Source organism: Pseudomonas nabeulensis (assembly GCF_004682045.1).
Taxonomy (GTDB): Bacteria; Pseudomonadota; Gammaproteobacteria; order Pseudomonadales; family Pseudomonadaceae; genus Aquipseudomonas; species Aquipseudomonas nabeulensis.
Genome location: NZ_QUZT01000020.1, coordinates 71,320 through 91,921 on the forward strand (window position 1 = coordinate 71,320; position 20,602 = coordinate 91,921).

General features: G+C 61.9%; 19 protein-coding genes. 14 read left to right on the plus strand and 5 right to left on the minus strand.

What is annotated here, in order from left to right; all coding sequences use genetic code 11:
• Window positions 1-2: 2 nt before the first annotated feature.
• Together lpdA and DYL61_RS12965 are read left to right on the plus strand one after the other, a co-directional pair.
• Window positions 3-1,379, plus strand: a complete 1,377-nt coding sequence (lpdA, locus tag DYL61_RS12960; RefSeq protein WP_135308619.1) for a dihydrolipoyl dehydrogenase — start codon at window positions 3-5, stop codon at window positions 1,377-1,379.
• 193 nt (window positions 1,380-1,572) lie between these two features.
• On the plus strand, window positions 1,573-2,592 hold the full coding sequence (locus DYL61_RS12965) for a branched-chain amino acid aminotransferase (RefSeq protein WP_135308620.1): 1,020 nt from the start codon (window positions 1,573-1,575) through the stop codon (window positions 2,590-2,592).
• Window positions 2,593-2,708: 116 nt separating this feature from the next.
• On the opposite strand, the gene DYL61_RS12970 is transcribed toward DYL61_RS12965, so the two are convergent.
• Window positions 2,709-3,599, minus strand: a complete 891-nt coding sequence (locus tag DYL61_RS12970) for a GNAT family acetyltransferase (protein ID WP_135308621.1) — start codon at window positions 3,597-3,599, stop codon at window positions 2,709-2,711.
• Between the two features lie 286 nt (window positions 3,600-3,885).
• On the opposite strand from DYL61_RS12970, the gene ctlX reads away from it, so the two are divergent.
• The 7 genes from ctlX to DYL61_RS13005 all read left to right on the plus strand — a co-directional run bounded on the left by ctlX (window position 3,886) and on the right by DYL61_RS13005 (window position 9,814).
• Window positions 3,886-4,812: a citrulline utilization hydrolase CtlX gene (gene ctlX / locus DYL61_RS12975; protein ID WP_135308622.1), complete on the plus strand. Its 927-nt coding sequence runs from the start codon at window positions 3,886-3,888 to the stop codon at window positions 4,810-4,812.
• An 11-nt stretch (window positions 4,813-4,823) separates the two neighbouring features.
• A complete protein-coding gene (locus DYL61_RS12980) occupies window positions 4,824-5,870 on the plus strand; it encodes an ornithine cyclodeaminase (protein ID WP_135308623.1) in 1,047 nt (348 codons plus the stop codon).
• 246 nt (window positions 5,871-6,116) lie between these two features.
• The gene (locus DYL61_RS12985; protein WP_135308624.1) at window positions 6,117-6,896 is read left to right on the plus strand and encodes an ABC transporter substrate-binding protein; all 780 of its coding nucleotides are present in this window, start codon (window positions 6,117-6,119) and stop codon (window positions 6,894-6,896) included.
• Window positions 6,897-7,065: 169 nt separating this feature from the next.
• Window positions 7,066-7,767 carry an ABC transporter permease gene (locus DYL61_RS12990; RefSeq protein WP_135308625.1) on the plus strand — a complete coding sequence of 234 codons (702 nt, stop codon included), beginning with the start codon at window positions 7,066-7,068 and terminating at the stop codon, window positions 7,765-7,767.
• On the plus strand, window positions 7,764-8,477 hold the full coding sequence (locus DYL61_RS12995) for an ABC transporter permease (protein ID WP_105695763.1): 714 nt from the start codon (window positions 7,764-7,766) through the stop codon (window positions 8,475-8,477). The genes DYL61_RS12990 and DYL61_RS12995 overlap by 4 nt, the downstream gene beginning before the upstream one ends.
• 3 nt (window positions 8,478-8,480) lie before the next feature.
• Window positions 8,481-9,311 (plus strand): ABC transporter ATP-binding protein, encoded by an 831-nt coding sequence (locus tag DYL61_RS13000; RefSeq protein ID WP_202978032.1) that lies wholly within the window; start codon window positions 8,481-8,483, stop codon window positions 9,309-9,311.
• 5 nt (window positions 9,312-9,316) lie between these two features.
• The gene (locus DYL61_RS13005; protein WP_135308626.1) at window positions 9,317-9,814 is read left to right on the plus strand and encodes an Lrp/AsnC family transcriptional regulator; all 498 of its coding nucleotides are present in this window, start codon (window positions 9,317-9,319) and stop codon (window positions 9,812-9,814) included.
• 66 nt (window positions 9,815-9,880) lie between these two features.
• Here the strand turns inward: DYL61_RS13005 and DYL61_RS13010 are convergent, their stop codons facing one another.
• The 4 genes from DYL61_RS13010 to DYL61_RS13025 all read right to left on the minus strand — a co-directional run bounded on the left by DYL61_RS13010 (window position 9,881) and on the right by DYL61_RS13025 (window position 13,985).
• Window positions 9,881-10,762 (minus strand): TIGR03915 family putative DNA repair protein, encoded by an 882-nt coding sequence (locus DYL61_RS13010; RefSeq protein ID WP_135308627.1) that lies wholly within the window; start codon window positions 10,760-10,762, stop codon window positions 9,881-9,883.
• On the minus strand, window positions 10,759-11,979 hold the full coding sequence (locus DYL61_RS13015) for a putative DNA modification/repair radical SAM protein (protein WP_135308628.1): 1,221 nt from the start codon (window positions 11,977-11,979) through the stop codon (window positions 10,759-10,761). The genes DYL61_RS13010 and DYL61_RS13015 overlap by 4 nt, the downstream gene beginning before the upstream one ends.
• Before the next feature lie 66 nt (window positions 11,980-12,045).
• Window positions 12,046-13,383 (minus strand): lysine N(6)-hydroxylase/L-ornithine N(5)-oxygenase family protein, encoded by a 1,338-nt coding sequence (locus DYL61_RS13020; protein ID WP_135308629.1) that lies wholly within the window; start codon window positions 13,381-13,383, stop codon window positions 12,046-12,048.
• 119 nt (window positions 13,384-13,502) lie between these two features.
• Window positions 13,503-13,985, minus strand: a complete 483-nt coding sequence (locus tag DYL61_RS13025) for a sigma-70 family RNA polymerase sigma factor (RefSeq protein WP_135308630.1) — start codon at window positions 13,983-13,985, stop codon at window positions 13,503-13,505.
• 261 nt (window positions 13,986-14,246) lie between these two features.
• Between DYL61_RS13025 and DYL61_RS13030 the strand changes: the two genes are divergently transcribed.
• The 5 genes from DYL61_RS13030 to DYL61_RS13050 all read left to right on the plus strand — a co-directional run bounded on the left by DYL61_RS13030 (window position 14,247) and on the right by DYL61_RS13050 (window position 20,525).
• Window positions 14,247-15,419, plus strand: a complete 1,173-nt coding sequence (locus DYL61_RS13030) for an efflux RND transporter periplasmic adaptor subunit (RefSeq protein ID WP_135308631.1) — start codon at window positions 14,247-14,249, stop codon at window positions 15,417-15,419.
• A 1-nt stretch (window position 15,420) separates the two neighbouring features.
• Window positions 15,421-17,391: a MacB family efflux pump subunit gene (locus DYL61_RS13035; protein ID WP_135308632.1), complete on the plus strand. Its 1,971-nt coding sequence runs from the start codon at window positions 15,421-15,423 to the stop codon at window positions 17,389-17,391.
• The gene (locus DYL61_RS13040; protein WP_193559437.1) at window positions 17,384-18,799 is read left to right on the plus strand and encodes an efflux transporter outer membrane subunit; all 1,416 of its coding nucleotides are present in this window, start codon (window positions 17,384-17,386) and stop codon (window positions 18,797-18,799) included. The genes DYL61_RS13035 and DYL61_RS13040 overlap by 8 nt, the downstream gene beginning before the upstream one ends.
• 104 nt (window positions 18,800-18,903) lie before the next feature.
• On the plus strand, window positions 18,904-19,647 hold the full coding sequence (locus DYL61_RS13045; RefSeq protein ID WP_135308633.1) for an alpha/beta fold hydrolase: 744 nt from the start codon (window positions 18,904-18,906) through the stop codon (window positions 19,645-19,647).
• A gap of 107 nt (window positions 19,648-19,754) precedes the next feature.
• A complete protein-coding gene (locus tag DYL61_RS13050; RefSeq protein ID WP_135308634.1) occupies window positions 19,755-20,525 on the plus strand; it encodes a FadR/GntR family transcriptional regulator in 771 nt (256 codons plus the stop codon).
• Window positions 20,526-20,602 lie beyond the last annotated feature (77 nt).

Genomic DNA, 20,602 nt, shown 5'->3' on the forward strand with positions numbered 1-20,602 from the left:
TCATGCCTACTTTGAATACCACGCTGCTGATTATCGGCGGCGGCCCTGGCGGTTATGTGGCGGCGATCCGTGCCGGCCAATTGGGCATCCCGACCATTCTGGTGGAAGGCCAGGCGCTGGGTGGCACGTGCCTGAACATTGGCTGCATCCCGTCCAAGGCCTTGATCCATGTGGCCGAACAGTTCCAGCAAACCGTGCACCACAGCCAGGGCTCGCAACTGGGCATCGAAGTGGATGTACCGACCCTGGACATCCGCAAAAGCGTGGAATGGAAAAATGGCATCGTCGACCGCCTGACCACCGGCGTCGCTGCGTTGCTCAAAAAGCACAAAGTGCAGGTGATCCACGGTTGGGCCAAGGTGGTGGACGGCAAGACCGTCGATGTCGGCGACCAGCGCATCCAGTGCGAGCATCTGCTGCTGGCGACCGGTTCGACCAGCGTCAACCTGCCGATGCTGCCGATTGGCGGGCCGATCATTTCGTCAACCGAAGCCCTGGCGCCAACGCGGGTGCCCAAGCGGCTGATCGTGGTGGGTGGCGGGTATATCGGCCTGGAACTGGGCATTGCCTACCGCAAGCTCGGTGCCGAAGTCAGTGTGGTCGAGGCCCAGGACCGTATCCTGCCCGCCTACGATGCCGAGTTGACCGCGCCGGTGAATGAATCCCTCAAGCAACTGGGCGTCAAGCTGTACCTCAAGCACAGCGTCACCGGGTTTGCCGAGGGCAGCCTGCAAGTACGTGACCCGAATGGCGACACCCTGTCGCTGACCACCGATCAGGTGCTGGTGGCCGTTGGTCGCAAACCCAACACCCAGGGCTGGAACCTGGAAGCGCTGAACCTGGCGATGAACGGCGCGGCGATCAAGATCGACAGCCACTGCCAGACCAGCATGCGCAATGTGTGGGCCATCGGCGACCTGAGCGGCGAGCCGATGCTCGCGCACCGGGCCATGGCCCAGGGCGAAATGGTCGCCGAGCTGATCAGCGGCAAGCCCCGCGAATTCAACCCGGCGGCAATCCCGGCGGTGTGTTTCACCGACCCGGAGCTGGTGGTGGTCGGCAAGACCCCGGACGAGGCCAAGGCGGCCGGGCTGGACTGCATCGTGTCGAGCTTCCCCTTCGCCGCCAATGGCCGGGCGATGACCCTGGAGTCGAAAACCGGCTTCGTGCGCGTGGTGGCGCGGCGTGACAACCACCTGATCGTCGGCTGGCAGGCGGTGGGCGTGGGCGTGTCGGAGCTGTCCACTGCGTTCGGCCTGAGCCTGGAAATGGGCGCGCGTTTGGAGGATGTGGCGGGCACCATTCATGCTCATCCAACTTTGGGTGAGGCGGTGCAGGAAGCAGCGCTGCGGGCGTTGGGGCATGCGTTGCATCTGTAGACCCCATCGGGGGCAAGCCCCCTCCCACAGGGAAATGCATTCCAAATGTGGGAGGGGGCTTGCCCCCGATAGCGGTGGATCGGTCAATACAGAGGCCAAAGGTGTCCACCCTGTGGCTCCCACACAAGCCAAGAATGAAGTATTGTTGCGCCCATTCAGAAAAAAACCGACTTGACCAACGATAGAGGGTGTCATGGGTAACGAAAGCATCAATTGGGACAAGCTGGGTTTCGACTACATCAAGACCGACAAACGGTTTATCCAGACCTTTAAAGACGGCGAGTGGCAAGCTGGCACCCTGACCGACGACAACGTGCTGCACATCAGCGAGGGCTCGACCGCCCTGCACTATGGCCAGCAGTGCTTCGAAGGCCTCAAGGCCTACCGTTGCAAGGACGGTTCGATCAACCTGTTCCGCCCGGACCAGAACGCCGCCCGCATGCAACGCAGCTGCGCGCGCCTGCTGATGCCGCATGTTTCGACCGAAGACTTCATCGATGCCTGCAAGCAAGTGGTCAAGGCCAACGAGCGTTTTATCCCGCCGTACGGCAGTGGCGGCGCGCTGTACCTGCGCCCGTTCGTGATCGGCACCGGTGACAACATCGGCGTGCGTACCGCACCGGAGTTCATCTTCTCGGTGTTCGCGATCCCGGTCGGCGCCTACTTCAAGGGCGGCCTGGTGCCGCACGACTTCCAGATTTCCACCTTCGACCGCGCCGCGCCACAAGGCACCGGTGCCGCCAAGGTCGGTGGCAACTACGCCGCCAGCCTGATGCCAGGTTCGGAAGCGAAGAAGGCCGGTTTCGCCGACGCGATCTACCTGGACCCGATGACCCACTCGAAAATCGAAGAGGTCGGTTCGGCCAACTTCTTCGGGATCACCCACGACAACCAGTTCATCACGCCGAAGTCGCCTTCGGTACTGCCAGGCATCACCCGCCTGTCGCTGATCGAACTGGCCAAGTCCCGCCTGGGCCTGGAAGTGGTCGAAGGTGAAGTGTTCATCGACAAACTGGACCAGTTCAAGGAAGCCGGTGCCTGCGGCACCGCTGCGGTGATCTCGCCAATCGGTGGCATCCAGTACAACGGCAAGCTGCATGTGTTCTACAGCGAGACCGAAGTCGGCCCGATCACCCAGCAGCTCTACAAAGAGCTGACCGGTGTGCAGACCGGTGATGTGGAAGCGCCAGAAGGCTGGATCGTTAAGGTCTAAGCAATACCATGTGGGAGGGGGCTTGCTCCCGATAGCGGAGTGTCAGTCACTGGAGATATTGACTGGTCCACCACCATCGGGAGCAAGCCCCCTCCCACATTTGATCTCCAGTGTTTTCAGGATTCGGGGATGTTTTCGGCAATCTTCTTGCCCATGCTGATCCTCGGCTCCACCCCATACCCCAACGCCTCATAAAACCCCACCACCGCATCATTACCACTGGTGATCTGCAGGTTGATCTTCATGCAACCCAACGCAGTCAACACCTGCTCTGCATGCCGCACCAACGACGACCCCAAGCCATGTCGCCGATAATCAGCCTGCACCGCCACCGAATACAGCCAGCCCCGATGCCCGTCGTACCCCGCGAGGATGGTGCCGATCACCGCTTTTTTATCCGTCGCCACAAAGAACAAGCCATCGTTGACCGCAAGCTTCTTGTCGATCGCCAAGGTCGGCAGGTTATGCGCGGTGTCATAGCCAAAAGCCTCCTGCCACAACGCTACCACTTGGGCGCGGTGCTGGCGGTCGCGGTATGGCCCGATGGGGTGTCGCGACAGCAACGCCTTTTCCATCACCAGGGTTCGTTCATTGCCGTGGTAAACGTCGCGCACGGTGTGAAACCCCAGCTTGGTATAGAACGGCTCCGCCGTCAGTGAAGACGGCACGCTCAACACCGTCACGCCGGCTTCGCGAGCACGCCGTTCAAGCTCGATCATCAGCAACCGACCAATCCCCTGCCCCTGCAACGCCGGGTTGACGAACACCGAGCGCACCACGTTGGCATCCAGGGCCGCCGTGGCCACGATGACATCACCCTGCACCGCCACCAGCACCACTCGGCGCGCCAGCAACGCCAGCACGGCGTCGGGAGTGAAGTTGCTGGCGACACGGGCGATCACATCCGCCGGGTAATCCTGGGCGTTGCTGCTGTGCAGGGCGGCCAGGATGACCTGACTGATGCCCTCGGCATCGGTGGGTTGGGCGAGACGAACGGCGGTCGACATGATTCCTCCTGGCTGACTCAGACTTTGCAAACACCACCATACCAATGTGGGAGGGGGCTTGCCCCCGATAGCAGTCTTTCAGTTATAGAGTATCTGACTGACACACCGCCATCGGGGGCAAGCCCCCTCCCACAGTTTGACCCCGCTCCAACCCCCGCAGCCGATTCGGCTGCGTCACTTCACTTTTCAGCTTTCCCGGCTGACCCACCCCGCTGTTTCAGCCGGGATTCATCCCGCACAACCCACAAAATACCCCCACTGCCCAACCCCATGGACCCGTGCACCCATGCAAACCACCAACACTGTCTTGATGATTCGCCCGGCGCGCTTTGCCTTCAACCCGGACACCGCGATCAACAACCGTTTCCAACGCCAGCCCCTCGACCCGCTCGGCGCGCAGCAGAAAGCGCTGGAAGAGTTCGACGGCTATGTCGACACCCTGCGCCAACATGGCGTGGAAGTGCTGGTGGTACAGGACACCCCGGCGCCCCACACCCCCGACTCGATCTTCCCCAACAACTGGTGGAGCAGCCACGCCGACGGCAGCCTGGTGCTGTACCCGATGGAAGGCCAGAACCGACGATTGGAACGCAACAAAGGCGTGCTGCAGGTACTGGAGCAACGCTTTGCGATCAACAGCACCATCGACCTGAGCCACCTGGAACAGCAGAACATCTTCCTCGAAGGCACCGGCAGCATGGTGCTCGACCGCCAGCACCGCATCAGCTACGCCTGCCATTCCGGGCGCACCCACCACGACGCCCTGCGCCAGTTCGCCGAACGCCTCGACTACCAACTCTGCGTATTCCACGCCGTCGACCGTCACCACGCGCCGATCTACCACAGCAACGTGATGATGAGCGTTGGCCGCGACCTCTCGGTGGTGTGCCTGCAAGCCCTGCCCGACGAGGGCGAACGCCACGCCCTGGAACGCTCCCTGCGCGACACCGGCAAGGACATCCTCGCCCTCGACTTCGACCAGCTCGAAGCCTTCGCCGGCAACATGCTCGAAGTCCACGACCGCGACGGCCAGCCACTGCTGGTGATGTCCGCCAGCGCCTGGGGCGCCCTGCAACCTGCGCAGCGCCAGCATGTAGAACGCCACACGCGGCCAGTCGTGGTGAATATCGACAACATCGAACGCATCGGCGGCGGCAGTGCCCGCTGCATGCTGGCAGAAGTGCATCTGCCCGCCCGTCCCACCTTTCAATAAGGAGTCTTGCCATGACCTGCTATATCGACGTCAACGACCTCAGCTACCTGGTTTCGCAAAAAGGCCTGCCAACCTGCATCACCGAAATGGCCGAGTACATCCGCGCCGACTACCTGCGCTGGCAGGACTTCGAAAAATGCGCGCGCCTGGCCAACCACTCGCCGGATGGCGTGATCGAGCTGATGCCGGTCTCCGACGCCTCGCTGTATGCCTTCAAGTACGTCAACGGCCACCCGAAAAACACCCTGGCCGGCATGCTCACCGTGATGGCCTTCGGTGCCTTGGGCGATGTGGACACCGGCAAACCCGTGCTGCTGGCGGAAATGACCCTGACCACGGCGATCCGCACCGCCGCCACGTCGGCACTGGTGGCGCGCTACCTGGCCCGTGACAACAGCCGCAGCATGGCGCTGATCGGCAACGGCTCGCAGAGTGAATTCCAGGCCCTGGCCTTCCACGCCATGTTGGGTATCAATGAGATCCGCCTGTTCGATATCGACGCCAAGGCCACTGCCAAGCTGGCGGCCAACCTCAAGGCGTTCCCGGCGATCAAGGTGATCCTGGCCGGCAGCGTGGCCGAAGCGGTCAAGGGTGCGGACATCGTCACCACCGTCACTGCCGACAAGGCCTACGCCACCATCCTCACCGACGAGATGATCGAACCCGGCATGCACCTCAACGCCGTCGGCGGCGACTGCCCCGGCAAGACCGAGCTGGACCGACGCATCGTCGAGCGCGCCCGGGTGATCGTCGAGTACGAGCCGCAAAGCCGGATCGAAGGTGAAATCCAGCACATGCCGGAAGACTCGCCAGTGACCGAGCTGTGGCAGGTGATCAACGGCCAGCAGCCCGGCCGCGAAAACGAACGCCAAATCACCCTGTTCGACTCGGTGGGCTTCGCCCTCGAAGACTACTCGGCCCTGCGCTACGTGCTGGACGTGGCCAAGGCGCTGGACGTGGGCAGCACACTGGAGCTGGTGCCGGACCTGGCTGACCCGAAAGACCTGTTCGCGCGCCTGGCCCAACAACCGGCGGCACAGCAGAAAAAGCGCGCCTGAGACCGCTCTGGCCTGCCGCTTTGCGCCACCGGCAGGCCAGATTTCCCAGGTTGAAAAGCCGATTCAGCGGGTGCCGCAGCCGATTCCGCTGCATTACCCGTTTTAACAGCGCAATTCGCGCTTTAGGCGAGGGGTAAACGACACAAAAAACGCACCACCATGCAGCATTCTCTCCCCCAACAAGAACGATTTGTTTCAACGTTTTTACTGCCCCTGACATCAATTACAAAATATAGGGACCACACCATGACTCCATTGCGATCACTCTTCGCTGCGTTGCTGTTGCCGCTGTGCGCCACCGCCGCCCAGGCCCAGGAGTGGAAGGAAATCCGCTTCGGCGTATTCCCCGAATACCCTCCCTTTGAATCCGTGGCCGCCGACGGCAGCCTGCAAGGGTTCGATATCGAGTTGGGCAACGCCATCTGCGCCAAGCTCGACGTGAAATGCACCTGGGTACACAACGAATTCGACGGCATGATCCCGGCCCTGCGCGCGCGCAAGTTCGACGCCATCATGTCATCCATGGCCGTGACCCCGGCCCGCGAAAAAATCATCGACTTCACCGACCGCCTGTTCCTCAGCCCGACCTCGGTGATTACCCGCAAAAACGCCGACTTCGGCGACACCCCGGAATCATTGAAAGGCAAGCAAGTCGGCGTGCTGCAAGGCTCGTTGCAGGAGGCCTACGCCCGTGCGCACCTGGCTAAGCTCGGCGCGCAGATCAAGGCGTATCAGTCCCAGGACCAGAACTACGCCGACCTGCAAAACGGCCGCCTCGACGCGACCTTGACCGACAAACTCGAAGCGCAACTCAACTTCCTGTCCAAACCCGAAGGCGCCGGCTTCAAGACCGGCCCGGCGTTCAAGGACCCGACGTTGCCGCTGGATATCGCCATGGGCTTGCGCAAGAACGACCAGGAACTGCGTGCGCTGATCAACAAAGGCATCGCTGCCGTGCAGGCGGATGGGACTTATGCCGAGATCCAGAAGAAGTACTTCGGCGATCAAGATATCTACAACGAGTAAGCCAACGCCGACCCTGTGGGAAAAGGTTTATGTGGGAGGGGGCTTGCCCCCGATGAGGCCGTGTCAGTCGGCACATGTATTGACTGACCCACCGCTATCGGGGGCAAGCCCCCTCCCACACAAGCCCGCTCCCACAGGGGTTTGTCTGCGCTCTTAAGAGAAATCCCCCATGAATGAACTCCTCAACCTGCAAGGCTACGGCCCGATGCTCGCCCAGGGCGCGTGGATGACGCTCAAGCTGTCGTTCCTCGCCCTGGCGCTGAGCCTCGCCCTGGGCCTGATCGCCGCCGGTGCCAAACTCTCCCGCGCCAAATGGCTGCGGGTGCCGGCCACGCTGTACACCACGCTGATCCGCAGCGTGCCCGACCTGGTGCTGATCCTGTTGATCTTCTACAGCCTGCAACTGTGGCTCAATGACCTCAGCGAAGTGTTCGGCTGGGATTACTTTGAAATCGATCCCTTTACCGCCGGTGTGGTCACCTTGGGCTTTATCTACGGTGCGTATTTCACCGAAAACTTTCGCGGTGCGATCCTCAGCGTGCCGGCGGGCCAACTGGAAGCCGCCACCGCCTACGGCCTGAGCCGCTGGCAGCGCTTCCATCTGGTGCTGTTTCCGCAGCTGATGCGCTTTGCGCTGCCGGGCCTGGGCAATAACTGGCTGGTGCTGCTCAAGTCCACCGCGCTGGTGTCGATCATCGGCTTGTCGGACCTGGTCAAGGCCGCGCAAAACGCTGGCAAGACCACCAACGAGCCGCTGTATTTCCTGATCCTCGCGGGCCTGGTCTATCTGGTGATCACCACCCTCTCCAACCGCATCTTCAAGCGCCTCGAACGGCGCTACAACCTGGGCATCAAGGGGATGGCGCGATGATCGAACTGTTCCAGCAATACGGCCTGGCCTACCTGTTCAGCGATGGCGCGGGGTTGTCCGGCGTGGCCATGACCCTGTGGCTGTTCATTATTTCGGTGGTGTTCGGCTTTGTGCTGTCGATCCCCTTGGCGCTGGCCCGCGTGTCGGAGCACGTCTGGCTGCGCTGGCCGGTGGAGGTCTACACCTACCTGTTTCGTGGCACGCCGCTGTATATCCAATTGCTGATTTGCTACACCGGGCTGTACAGCCTGGAGGTGGTGCAGGACAACGCGCTGCTCAACCAATTTTTCCGCAATGCGCTGAACTGCACGCTGCTGGCCTTTGTGCTGAACACCTGCGCGTACACCGTGGAAATCTTCGCCGGAGCGATCCGCAATATTCCCCACGGCGAAATCGAAGCGGCCCGTGCCTACGGCTTGCACGGCTGGCGCCTGAACCTGTTTGTGGTGATACCCGCCGCCCTGCGCCGCGCACTGCCGGCCTACAGCAATGAAATGATCCTGATGCTGCACGCAACCTCGCTGGCATTTACCGCCACCGTCGCCGACATCCTCAAGGTCGCCCGCGATGCCAATGCCGAAACGTTCCTGACGTTCCAGGCATTCGGTATCGCCGCCCTGCTCTACATGCTGCTGTCCTTTGCACTGGTGGGCCTGTTCCGACTGGCCGAACGTCGCTGGATGCGTTTTCTTGTTCCTACCCGAGGCTAACCCATGAATCAGTCCGCGCAGGCCCTGGCCGCTTATCCCGTCGATGTACCCGTTGCCAAAGCGGCCACCGCCGCCGTCAAGCTGCAAGTCGAAGGCATCCACAAACGCTACGGCGAACATGAAGTACTCAAGGGCGTTTCCCTCAATGCCCGCCAGGGCGATGTGATCAGCCTGATCGGCGCCAGCGGTTCCGGCAAAAGCACCATGCTGCGCTGCATCAATTTCCTTGAACAGCCGGATGCCGGGGTGATCACCCTGGATGGCATCAGCATCGAAATGCAGCCAGGCCGCGCCGGCACCCGTGCGCCGCATCAGGCCCAATTGCAGAACCTGCGCACCCGCTTGGCGATGGTGTTTCAGCACTTCAATCTGTGGAGTCATATGACCGTGCTGGAAAACATCACCATGGCGCCGTGCCGGGTGCTGGGTGTCCGCGCGGCCGAGGCCGAAAAACGCGCACGCATGTACCTGGACAAGGTCGGCCTGCCAAGCCGTGTTGCCGATCAGTACCCAGCGTTCCTGTCGGGCGGCCAACAACAACGCGTGGCGATTGCCCGTGCGCTGGCCATGGAACCGGAGATCATCCTGTTCGATGAGCCCACCTCGGCACTCGACCCTGAACTTGTGGGAGAAGTCCTCAAAGTCATACAGACGTTGGCCGAGGAAGGTCGTACCATGCTGATGGTCACCCACGAAATGGGCTTTGCCCGCCAGGTGTCCAGCCAAGTGCTGTTCTTGCACCAGGGCCGGGTCGAGGAACAAGGCGACGCGAGGATCCTCGACCACCCCAACAGCGAGCGCTTGCAGCAATTTCTTTCCAATCGTTTGAAGTGAAACCCATGGATACCAAGGCCAACGGACCCCATTCTTCCCCTGCGCTGGACCGCATCGATGAAGCGATCATCGACGTGCTGCGGCACCAGGGGCGTATCACCTACGAGAAACTGTCGTCGTTGGTGCACCTCACGCCCAGGCCCTGCCTGGAGCGGGTGCGCAAGCTGGAGCGACGCGGGGTGATCCGTGGGTATGGCGCGATCATCGATGTGCAGATGGTCTCGCCGGGGTTGTCGTTGTTGGTGCTGGTGGCGTTGTCCAATCAGAGCGGGCGCTCGGCGCAGAGGGCCTTCGAAGCCTGTATCAAGGCCTGCCCGCAGGTGTTCGAATGCCAGCTGATCAGCGGGCCGTTCGACTACAGCCTGCGCATGCGCTGCCGGGATATGGAGCATTACCGGGTGTTGACAGAGACCTGGCTGAACAATGATGAATTGCACATTGATAAGTTGGTGGCGCATCCGGAGTTGGCCGTGGTGAAAAACACCGCCACCGAGCTGGCCTGAAATCCATCCCCCAGACATTGCAAAACCCCTGTGGGAGGGGGCTTGCCCCCGATAGCAGAGTGTCAGCTAAACATCACTTGGCTGATACACCGCCATCGGGAGCAAGCTCCCTCCCACATTGATAGGGTTCACAATTCTTTTTCCGGGCTTGGTGCCAATCAATTTGGCCTGCCCATCCTTCTGCTTGCCCATCCGCGCTTCGCTGATCAACCCCGGTATCAACTTGCCCTCCGGCAAATTCTTCCAGAACCGGCTCGGCAAGTGCCCTTCCATCACCTTGGGGTTCAACCGCGCCGGGTTGAAGATATGGCTGTAATACGTCAACCACATCTCGCTGTGAGGGTCCTCGACGTTCTGCGCCAACTGCCGCCACGCCTCGGGGCATTCGCGCTGGTGAATCAACTGCTCGCCGTCGTAATACACCCCGTCCAAGGGTGTGGCGATCATCCAGCGATGGCGCCCCATACGCCCGACAAAATGCTGGCTGGCGGACTTCAAAATGTCGTGCGCCGGCTCATGCCACGCCACGTATTCCGGCAGCTCAGGACCCGCCTGCGCCGGCAGCGCGATAAAGCGCACAAACGCATGCAGGTGGTGCGCTTCCCGGCTGACTTGCTTGATCCGTCGCTGCAACTCACTGCCCAATTTGTCCCCCGCCAGCATTGCGGTGCGGTCGCCATGACTGACCCGCCACAACACTTCATACAGCAGGCTCCAGCGCTGGTCACCGTGATAACAGGCGGCGGACTCCAGCAGGTCCAGCAACGCCTTGGGCACTCGCGTCTGAAACGGCCCAAGCCCTTCGGGAATCAGCTCATCGGTGGCAAACAGGTCGGCGGCTTGCACCTCGCCCCAACTGACCTGGCTGGGATCGACCTGATGGCTGAGCAACCAACGCGCCTGATCGCGCCAGGTGCCGAACAGGTTGTCGCACTCCAGGCTGATCATCCCCAAAGCCCCATTTGCTGCGGTTGGGGGCGGTCGCGCAATTGCTCGCGCAGCAACACGCTGGTGCTGTCCGCCTGCTGCGGGTGATAGTCGCTGGTGATGAAAAACGGCTTGGCCTTGGCCAGCACGCAGCGCATGCGTGCCAGGTCTTCGAAGCGGATCCTGCGTTCGCGGCGCAAGTCCACCAACCGTTGTGTGGTGCGCAGGCCGATCCCCGGAATGCGCGCGATCAAGGTGGGCTCGGCGCGGTTCAAGTCCAGCGGGAAAACCTCGCGATTTTCCAGCGCCCAGGCCAGCTTGGGGTCGATATCCAGTGCAAGGTGGCCGGGGCCTTGAAACAACTCCCCCGCCCTGTAGCCGTAGCTGCGCAGCAGGAAGTCCGCTTGATACAGGCGATGTTCGCGCATCAACGGTGGCGCCGCGAGGGGCACGCTTTTCGGGCTGTTGGGAATGGGGCTGAACGCCGAGTAATACACGCGGCGCAATTTGAAGTTGCCGTACAGCGCCTCGGCGCCGTGAAGGATGGTGCTGTCGTCGGTGTCGTCGGCGCCGACGATCAATTGCGTGCTCTGCCCGGCCGGGGCGAAACGTGGCGCGCGCGGTTCGTTGAGCACGGTCTGTTCGCCGGTGTAGATGGTCTGCATGGCCTGCTTGATCGACACGCTGGTTTTTTCCGGCGCCAGGGTTTGCAGGCTGGCCTCGGTGGGCAGTTCGAGATTCACGCTCAGGCGGTCGGCATAACGCCCGGCCTCGGCGATCAGCGCCGGGTCGGCATCGGGAATGGTCTTGAGGTGGATATAGCCGCGAAAGTCATGCGCTTCGCGTAGCAGCTTGGCGACCCGAACCAACTGCTCCATGGTGTAGTCGGACGAACGGATGATGCCGGAACTAAGGAACAACCCGCTGACGCAATTGCGCCGGTAGAAATCCAGGGTCAGGGTCACCACCTCCTCCGGGCTGAAGCGTGCGCGAGGCACGTCGCTGGAACGGCGGTTGACGCAGTACTGGCAGTCGTAGAGACAGAAGTTGGTGAGCAACACCTTGAGCAACGACACGCAGCGCCCATCCGGCGTGTAGCTGTGGCAAATGCCCATGCCATCGGTGGAGCCCAGCCCGGCCTTGCCCTCGGAGCTGCGCTTGGGCGCGCCACTGCTGGCGCAGGAGGCGTCGTACTTGGCGGCGTCGGCGAGGATGCTGAGTTTTTCGATCAACTGCATGAAGGGCTACCGATACTGGTTTTTTGTACAGTATCAGGCAGCCCTCCGGGTCACAAGCGCACTTTGTCAGCTCGCAGTGGCCAGCAGCAGATCTTGTACCGAACGCCCTTTGCCGCGATGACGGTCGTTTTCATACAGCGACGCGGCAATTTCATCGGCGCGGATCGGCAGAATCGACAGCAAGGTGTCGCTCAAGCCGTGGCTGGCCTGGCTGAAACCCTGGATGTAGATACCGGCCTTGCAGCGCTCGTCGGTGACGATGCGATAGTCACGCGCTACTTCGAAATCGCCCATGTAGGTTTCCAGTGGCGCCAGCAGTTCGCGGTGCATCTGGCGCTCATAACCGGTGGCCAGGACCACCGCATCGTAATGATTGACGGTGATCTCGCCGTTGGCGTTGTTGCGCAGGGTCAACTCGACACCCAGCGGGCCTGCCACGGCCTTTTCCACCACGGTCATGGTGCGGAACGCGTGACGGGCGATGCCGGAGACTTTCTGGCGGTAGAAAATCCCGTAGATGCGTTCGATCAAGTCCAGGTCCACCACCGAATAGTTGGTGTTCTGGTATTCGGCCACCAGGCGCTCACGCTCGGCACCGACCTGCTGGAATACCAGGTCGGTAAAGGCCGGCGAGAACACTTCGTTGACGAACGGGCTGTCATCGGCCGGCTTGAGCGCCGAGCCGCGCAGGATCATGTCGACCTGCACCGACGGGTAGCTGTCATTCAGGTCGATAAAGGCTTCGGCTGCACTCTGCCCGCCGCCGATGATCGCGATGCGCATCGCCTTGCCTTCCACACACGGCTGCTGGGCCATGCGCGCCAGGTATTGGGAGTGGTGGAACACACGGCTGTCGTCCTTGAGTGCCTTGAAGGCGGCCGGCACACGCGGCGTACCGCCGGCGCTGACCACTACCGAGCGGGTGGTGCGTACGTGCTGTTCACCCTGTGCATCACGGGAAATCACCCGCAAGGCCTCGACCTGTTGCTGGTGCAGGATCGGCTCGATGGCCAGCACTTCCTCGCCATAGCGGCCCTGGCCCTGGAACTGTGCCGCGACCCAGCGCAGGTAGTCGTTGTACTCCATGCGGCATGGGTAGAAGGTGCCCAGGTTGATGAAGTCCACCAGGCGGTCGTGGGCCTTGAGGTAGTTGACGAACGAGTAAGGACTGGTGGGGTTGCGCAGGGTCACCAGGTCCTTGAGGAAGGAAATCTGCAACTCGCTCTGGGTCACCAGGGTGTTGCCGTGCCAACGGTAGTCGGCTTGTTTGTCGAGAAACAAAGCGTCCAGCTTGCCCTGGGTTTTCTCTCGTTCCTGCAGGGCAATGGCCAGCGCCAGGTTCGATGGGCCGAAACCGATACCGATAAGGTCGTGAACCGCGGGCGAAGCAATTGCCTGTGTCATTCCAGTGTCCTCTGGATAAGCCCCTTGGCGTTGGGGCGGGAATACCTTCGAGACCTGAACATCAGGTCATGTGTTGATAGGAAACGAGGACAGTGAAATAAAATTTAACTGATCAGCGATCAGTGCGCGTCCCACTCGCGCATGCGCACCCGGCAATGCTTCATGGCATTGACGATGTGTTTTTCCACCAGGGCGCGGGAAATGTTCAGGCGTTCGGCGATCTGCAGATGGGTCAGGCCTTCGAGCTTGCGCAACAGGAAGCTGTCACGGCAGGCTGCCGGCAGTTCGGCGAGGGCACGTTCAAGCATCTCAAGGCGTTGGTCCTGGTCGTGGCTGGCGTGGGGCGAACTGGGGGAGAAGCGTTCTTCGGTGTCGAGCACTTCCAGCGGTTCGGACTGGCGCAGGGCATTGCGCCGATGGCCGTCGATCACCAGGTTCAACGCAGTGCGGAATAAAAACGCACGCGGCTGGTCGATGGGAATATCGCTGGAGCGCTCCAATACCCGCACGTAAGCGTCATGCACCACATCTTCGGCCACCTGACGGTTGCCCAGCTTGGCGTTCAGGAAACACACCAGCTCGCGATAGTAGTTTTCCAACATGACTCCAGACCGCCAGAGGGAGGGGCGGCATCGATTCCTTGAGTACTAAAGATGACAGCTCACTGGATGATGGCAGTTTGAGCCCGTGCAATTTATAGTAATTCTCATCTACTTTTAAAGAAGTCTTGCACCAACGGTCGATTTTTTTACCTCGACGAGCTGTTACAGGGTGTGTAACAGCCTAAATCCCCAGCCAATTCTCTCGTTTAACTGTCAGCTCTGCGCAACTGCGCTCCGTACTTCCCTGGCTGGAACTCAAGCATGAAACGCCCTCGACCTGCCCGACGCGCCCTGCTAGTTGCAGCGTGCCTGATCCCTGTCATTGCCGTTGCCGCCTGGCAGGCGCTGCCGCCGGACCGTGACAGCCTGACCACCGTGACCGTCACCCGTGGCGCTATCGAGAACAGCGTCACCGCCCTGGGCACCCTGCAACCGCGCCGGTATGTGGATGTGGGCGCCCAGGCCTCCGGGCAAATCCAGAAGATCCACGCCGAAGCCGGCGACCAGGTCAAGGCCGGCCAGTTGCTGGTGGAAATCGACCCGTCCACGCAAAAAGCCAAGCTTGACGCCAGCCGCTACGCCATCGAAAACCTCAAGGCCCAGTTACAGGAGCAAAAAGCCCTGCACGAACTGGCGCGACAGAAGTACCAGCGCCAGCAACGCCTGGCAGCCGGCAATGCCACCCGCGAGGAAGACGTGCAAACCGCCAAGGCCGAATTGAGCGCCACCCAGGCCCGGGTCGACATGTTCCAGGCGCAGATCCTGCAAGCCCAGGCCAGCTTGCGCAGCGATGAAGCCGAGCTGGGTTACACGCGTATTTATGCACCGATGGACGGCACCGTGGTGGCGGTGGATGCACGGGTCGGCCAGACCCTCAACGCCCAGCAGCAGACGCCGCTGATCCTGCGCATTGCCAAACTGTCCCCCATGACGGTGTGGGCAGAAGTTTCGGAAGCCGACATCGGCCACGTCAAACCTGGCATGACGGCGTATTTCACCACCCTGAGTGGCGGCAACCGGCGTTGGACCAGCACGGTACGCCAGATCCTGCCGATCCCGCCCAAGCCGTTGAATGAAACCAGCCAGGGCAGCGGCAGCCCCACCAGTTCCAACAAGAGCGGCACCGGCCGCGTGGTGCTGTATACCGTGCTGCTGGATGTGGACAACAGCGACAACGCGCTGATGGCCGAAATGACCACCCAGGTGTTTTTTGTTGCCAGTTCCGTCAAGGACGCGCTGACCGCCCCGGTCGCTGCGCTGCTCGGCACTCACAGCGCCGACAAGCAGATCGCCCGCGTGGTGGCAAAAAACGGTCGTATCGAAGAGCGCGAAGTCCGCCTGGGTATCAGCGACCGCTTGCGGGTGCAGGTACTCGACGGTTTGAACGAGGGCGATCACTTGCTGATCGGCCCAGCCACCGGCAACGGGGGTTGAGTTGACCACGCCCCTGATCGAACTCAAGCACATCCGGAAGTCCTACGGCGGTGGTGACAGCCCCCAGGTCGATGTGTTGCGCGGTATCGACCTGGCCATCCATGCCGGGGAATTCGTCGCCATCGTTGGTGCGTCCGGCTCCGGCAAGTCCACCCTGATGAACATCCTCGGTTGCCTCGACCGCCCCACCACCGGCGAGTACCTGTTCGCCGGGGAAAACGTCGCCCATCTGGACAGCGACGCGCTGGCCTGGCTACGCCGTGAAGCCTTCGGCTTTGTGTTCCAGGGCTACCACCTGATCCCGTCGGGCTCGGCCCAGGAAAACGTCGAGATGCCGGCGATCTACGCCGGTATCAGTGCCGCCGAGCGCCATGCCCGTGCCCATGCCCTGCTCACTCGCCTGGGCCTGGCCGAGCGCACCGGCAACCGCCCGCACCAGTTGTCCGGTGGCCAGCAGCAACGGGTATCGATTGCCCGTGCCTTGATGAACGGCGGGCATATCATCCTTGCCGACGAACCCACCGGCGCCCTCGACAGCCACAGCGGCAAAGAAGTGATGGCCCTGCTCGACGAACTGGCCAGCCAGGGCCACGTGGTGATCTTGATCACCCACGACCGCGAAGTGGCGGCGCGGGCCAACCGCATCATCGAGATCAGCGATGGCCTGATCATCAGCGACACGGCCCATGACAACGCGCCCGTTTCCACCGCCAATGCCGTTGCGTTGCAAGCCGTCGACCTGCGCCAACGCCTGGCCGACGGTGCCGAACACAACGGCGCATGGAAGGCCGAATTGCTGGACGCGGTGCAAGCCGCCTGGCGAGTGATGTGGATCAATCGCTTCCGTACGGCGCTGACCTTGCTGGGAATCATCATCGGCGTGGCGTCGGTGGTGGTGATGCTGGCCGTGGGCGAAGGCAGCAAACGCCAGGTCATGGCGCAGATGGGCGCGTTCGGCTCGAACATTTTGTACCTCAGCGGCTCATCGCCCAACCCGCGCACACCGCTGGGGGTGGTCACCCTGAATGACGTCGCCGCGCTGGCGGCCTTGCCCCAAGTGCAACGCATCATGCCGGTCAACGGCAGCGAAGCCGGCGTGCGCTACGGCAACGTCGACTACCTGGCCTATGTGGGCGGCAATGACACCAATTTCCCGGACATCTTCAATTGGCCGGTAGTCGAGGGCAGCTACTTCACGGCGGCCGACGAACAGGCGGGGGCCACGGTGGCGGTGATTGGGCACCGGGTGCGGGAGAAGCTGTTCAAGGGCGAGGTCGATCCCATTGGCCAATACATCCTGATTGAGAACGTACCGTTCCAGGTCATCGGCGTGCTCGCCGAAAAAGGCGCCAGCTCCGGCGACAAGGACAGCGACGACCGCATCGCCATTCCTTACACCGCCGCCAGCGTGCGCCTGTTTGGCAGCTATAACCCTGAATATGTGGTGATCGCCGCCGCCGATGCGCGCAAGGTGCACGAGGCCGAAGTGGCCATCGATCAACTGATGCGCAAGCTGCACAACGGCAAGCACGACTACGAGTTGACCAACAACGCAGCGATGATCCAGGCCGAGGCCCGCACCCAAAACACCCTGTCGCTGATGCTCGGCTCGATTGCCGCTATCTCGCTGCTGGTGGGCGGCATCGGCGTGATGAACATCATGCTGATGACCGTGCGCGAGCGCACCCGTGAAATCGGTATCCGCATGGCCACCGGCGCACGCCAGCGCGACATCCTGCGCCAGTTCCTCACTGAAGCGGTGATGCTCTCGGTGGTCGGCGGCCTGTGCGGTATCGCCCTGGCCCTGCTGGTGGGCGGCGTGCTGGTGCTGGCCAAGGTGGCGGTGCAATTTTCCCTGGTGGCGGTACTCGGCGCATTTGCCTGCGCGTTGGTCACCGGCGTCGTATTCGGCTTTATGCCGGCCCGTAAAGCTGCCCGGCTCGATCCGGTTAAGGCGTTGACCAGTGAATAACCGTTTCCTCCCCTCACACCTGTCCGTTCTCAGCCTGTGCCTGCTGCTCAATGCCTGCACTGGTAACCCGCCAGCCGTCGACAGCGGCATCGTGGCGCCGACTGCCTGGCAATTCGCCGAACGGGATGCGGCCCAGGCCACCAACCAGCAGTGGTGGACGCAATTTAGCAGCCCGCAGCTGAACCGCCTGATCGAGCAGGCCCGCCACGACAGCTTCGACGTGGCTGCCGCCATGGCTCGCGTGCGCCAGGCCCAGGCCAGCGCGGTGATTGCCGGGGCACCGTTGTTGCCCGAAGTGAAGTTCAACCTCACCGCCAGCCGTGAACGGCTGTTGCGCGGCAGCGGCAATTCGGACCTGGATGCCACGGAAAACAACAACACCGTCAACAGTTATGACGCCAATTTTACCGCCAGCTATGAAGTGGACTTCTGGGGCGGCCGCGCCGCTGCCCGTGACAGCGCCGTGTACGCCTTGCGGGCCAGCGAATTCGACCAGGCCACCGTTGAGCTGACCCTGCTCAGTAACGTCGCCGACCGCTATGCACAAACCCTGGCCGCTCGCGAGCGCCAGCAGATTGCTGAGTTGAACCTGGCCAACGCCCGCAACGTGCTCGGTCTCGTGCAAACCCGTTACGACGCCGGCTCCGCCACTGCACTGGAACTGGCCCAGCAAAAAAGCCTGGTGGCCAGCCAGCAGCAACAACTGCCGCTGATCCAGCAACTGGCGGAAGAGTCTCGGATCACCCTCGCCGCCTTGCTCGGCCAGCCGGTGCAGGCGGTCGACCTTGGCAGTGAAGCCTTCCAGGCGTTGACCTGGCCGAGCATTGGCCCCGGCGTGCCCAGCCAACTGTTGAGCCAACGCCCGGATATTGCCCAGGCCGAGGCGCAACTGGCAGCGGCCAGTGCCGATGTCACCGTCGCCCGCGCCGCCATGCTGCCCGCCCTCACGCTGGGCGCAACCGTCGGTTCCGGCGCCTATAAGGCCAACGAGATCTTGCGCAGCCCGTTCTATACCCTGACCTCCGGCCTGGTGGCGCCGATTTTCAACAATGGCCGCTTGGGCGCCGAGCGCGACAAGGCCCGCGCGCGCCAGGACGAATTGCTGCAAACCTATCGCGGCGCAATCATCAATGGCTTTGCCGATGTGGAGAAATCCCTCAGCCGCATCACCCGTCTCGACCAGCAGCGCCAGTGGCAAAGTGAGGAACTGCAACAGGCCAAGACTGCGTTCCAGATCGCTGAAAGTCGCTACCAGGCAGGCGCCGAAGATTTGCTTACCGTCCTCGAGACCCAGCGCACCCTATACGCCGCTCAAGACCAGAACGTGCAACTGCGGCTGTCACGCATTCAAGCCAGCATAGCCCTGTACAAGGCGTTGGGCGGAGGCTGGAAAACCGATATCCGATAAACAAAACTCCAGTTTCGTACAGGAACCGTTTTCTCACCCTACATTATTCGACCCGGAGTCCTTGGTAAAAAAGCGGCTATCTCACAGCTGCCCGGGACTTCCTGATGACTGTCGCAAAATACCTGGTCTGTGCCTGCCTCTGGCTGACGGCAGGCCCTGCCCATGCCGAGCCGCTGATCGCACCCACCGCCATCGACTGGCTGCTGGACTGCCCTCTCCCCTTCTTCGATCACCTGGACCCCGGCGTGCTGGAACGCACCCAGTGCGGCATCGTCGACGTCCCTCGCAACTACGCGGCACCCAGGCAAGGCAGCGTACGCCTCTACGTCACCCGGGTCGGTGCACGCCAGCCACTGAGCCGTGAGGGCGTGGTCTTTGTCCAGGCGGGTGATACGCCCCAAGAACACATGGCCGGCACGTTCGCCATCCTCCTGGCCAGTCGCTGGGCGACCTACTCCAGCCAGGCCTATCGCACGCTGCTCAATTATTACGACGTGATCGAAGTCAGCCACCGCGACCTCACCGACGACAGTGGGGTCGACCAATCCGCCCGCGACCTGGAGTTCGTGCGGGCCCAATTGGGTGATGCGCAACTGCATTTCCTCGGCAACGCCGATGCTACGCGGGTGGGCAGCCTCTACGCCGAATTGTTTCCCGAGCGCGTCGCGCGCCTGGCGCTGGTCAACGCCGAACAGCCAGCAGCGCACGCCACTCACGTCGACCAACTGCGTCTCAAGGATCCGGACAACCCGGATGCCAGCCGTTGCATCAACCAATGGGTCGGCGACTTCCTGGCCTACGGTAAACAACCACCGCCCTCCACACGTTGTCTCGACCGGGAGAACTAGCCACCCGTTTGCGACCTGTTGCAACGGAAAACGACACCCTGCGTTGACGCGTTGATTCAATCCTCTTTAAGTTCTATTTATCCGCATTAATACGATAAATCGAACCCATGCTAAGCCGCCCGCTACGACGCAAACGCCAGAAGCTGTCCGATGTGATCGTCGAGTCGGTCAAGCGCTCCATCGTCACCGACGCCCTGAAACCCGGCGACCGTTTGCCCACCGAACGCGAATTGATGGAGAGCTTCCAATGCTCCAAGGGCTCGGCCCGCGAAGCGCTCAAGGCTCTGGAAGTCGAGGGCCTGGTCAGCACCCGCACCGGCCCCAGCGGCGGCGCTTACCTGAACCAGGCCGGCACCGAGCCGGCCAGTCGTGCGCTGCGTAACTACCTGCACTTCCAGCACCTGGACGGAGAACAGGTGTACCAATTGCGCAAGGTCATCGAAGTGGAATTGGCCGTGTCGGTCCTTGGACGCCTCAGTGAAGAGGACTTCCAGGCCCTGCAAGACAACGTGGATTTTTGCAGCGCCCCGGAAGACAGCGAGGCCGGCCAACGCGAGCAACGCCTGGCGGAGCTGGAGTTCCACAACCTGCTGGCCAAGGCCTGCCCCAACCCGCTGCTGAGCTTTATGGCGCAGTTTCTCAACGACCTGCTGCGCGACCTGGTGGTGCTGAAAAAAGCCTACAAGCCCAAGCGCAAACAATTCGACGCAGCCAACCTGGACTATCACAAACAGTTGTTGATCGCCTTTCGCGCCGAAGATGAAAGCGCCGTACGCAGTTTGATGCATGAACACATGTGCGATGCCGAACACCACATGACCGCGCTGGAAGGCGAGGTCAGCCCACACTTTTTGCTGGAGTTCGATCACCGCCCCTGACAACACCACAGTTCTCATGTGGGAGGGGGCTTGCCCTAATGCCAGTCAGTTAAGGAAACAGCAGATGAGCGGCTTTC

Excerpts from the sequence above, each read along its gene's own strand:
- lpdA (WP_135308619.1), top strand. The coding sequence starts at position 3 with ATGCCTACTTTGAATACCACGCTGCTGATTATCGGCGGCGGCCCTGGC.
- DYL61_RS12965 (WP_135308620.1), top strand. The coding sequence starts at position 1,573 with ATGGGTAACGAAAGCATCAATTGGGACAAGCTGGGTTTCGACTACATC.
- DYL61_RS12970 (WP_135308621.1), bottom strand. The coding sequence starts at position 3,599 with ATGTCGACCGCCGTTCGTCTCGCCCAACCCACCGATGCCGAGGGCATC.
- ctlX (WP_135308622.1), top strand. The coding sequence starts at position 3,886 with ATGCAAACCACCAACACTGTCTTGATGATTCGCCCGGCGCGCTTTGCC.
- DYL61_RS12980 (WP_135308623.1), top strand. The coding sequence starts at position 4,824 with ATGACCTGCTATATCGACGTCAACGACCTCAGCTACCTGGTTTCGCAA.
- DYL61_RS12985 (WP_135308624.1), top strand. The coding sequence starts at position 6,117 with ATGACTCCATTGCGATCACTCTTCGCTGCGTTGCTGTTGCCGCTGTGC.
- DYL61_RS12990 (WP_135308625.1), top strand. The coding sequence starts at position 7,066 with ATGAATGAACTCCTCAACCTGCAAGGCTACGGCCCGATGCTCGCCCAG.
- DYL61_RS12995 (WP_105695763.1), top strand. The coding sequence starts at position 7,764 with ATGATCGAACTGTTCCAGCAATACGGCCTGGCCTACCTGTTCAGCGAT.
- DYL61_RS13000 (WP_202978032.1), top strand. The coding sequence starts at position 8,481 with ATGAATCAGTCCGCGCAGGCCCTGGCCGCTTATCCCGTCGATGTACCC.
- DYL61_RS13005 (WP_135308626.1), top strand. The coding sequence starts at position 9,317 with ATGGATACCAAGGCCAACGGACCCCATTCTTCCCCTGCGCTGGACCGC.
- DYL61_RS13010 (WP_135308627.1), bottom strand. The coding sequence starts at position 10,762 with ATGATCAGCCTGGAGTGCGACAACCTGTTCGGCACCTGGCGCGATCAG.
- DYL61_RS13015 (WP_135308628.1), bottom strand. The coding sequence starts at position 11,979 with ATGCAGTTGATCGAAAAACTCAGCATCCTCGCCGACGCCGCCAAGTAC.
- DYL61_RS13020 (WP_135308629.1), bottom strand. The coding sequence starts at position 13,383 with ATGACACAGGCAATTGCTTCGCCCGCGGTTCACGACCTTATCGGTATC.
- DYL61_RS13025 (WP_135308630.1), bottom strand. The coding sequence starts at position 13,985 with ATGTTGGAAAACTACTATCGCGAGCTGGTGTGTTTCCTGAACGCCAAG.
- DYL61_RS13030 (WP_135308631.1), top strand. The coding sequence starts at position 14,247 with ATGAAACGCCCTCGACCTGCCCGACGCGCCCTGCTAGTTGCAGCGTGC.
- DYL61_RS13045 (WP_135308633.1), top strand. The coding sequence starts at position 18,904 with ATGACTGTCGCAAAATACCTGGTCTGTGCCTGCCTCTGGCTGACGGCA.
- DYL61_RS13050 (WP_135308634.1), top strand. The coding sequence starts at position 19,755 with ATGCTAAGCCGCCCGCTACGACGCAAACGCCAGAAGCTGTCCGATGTG.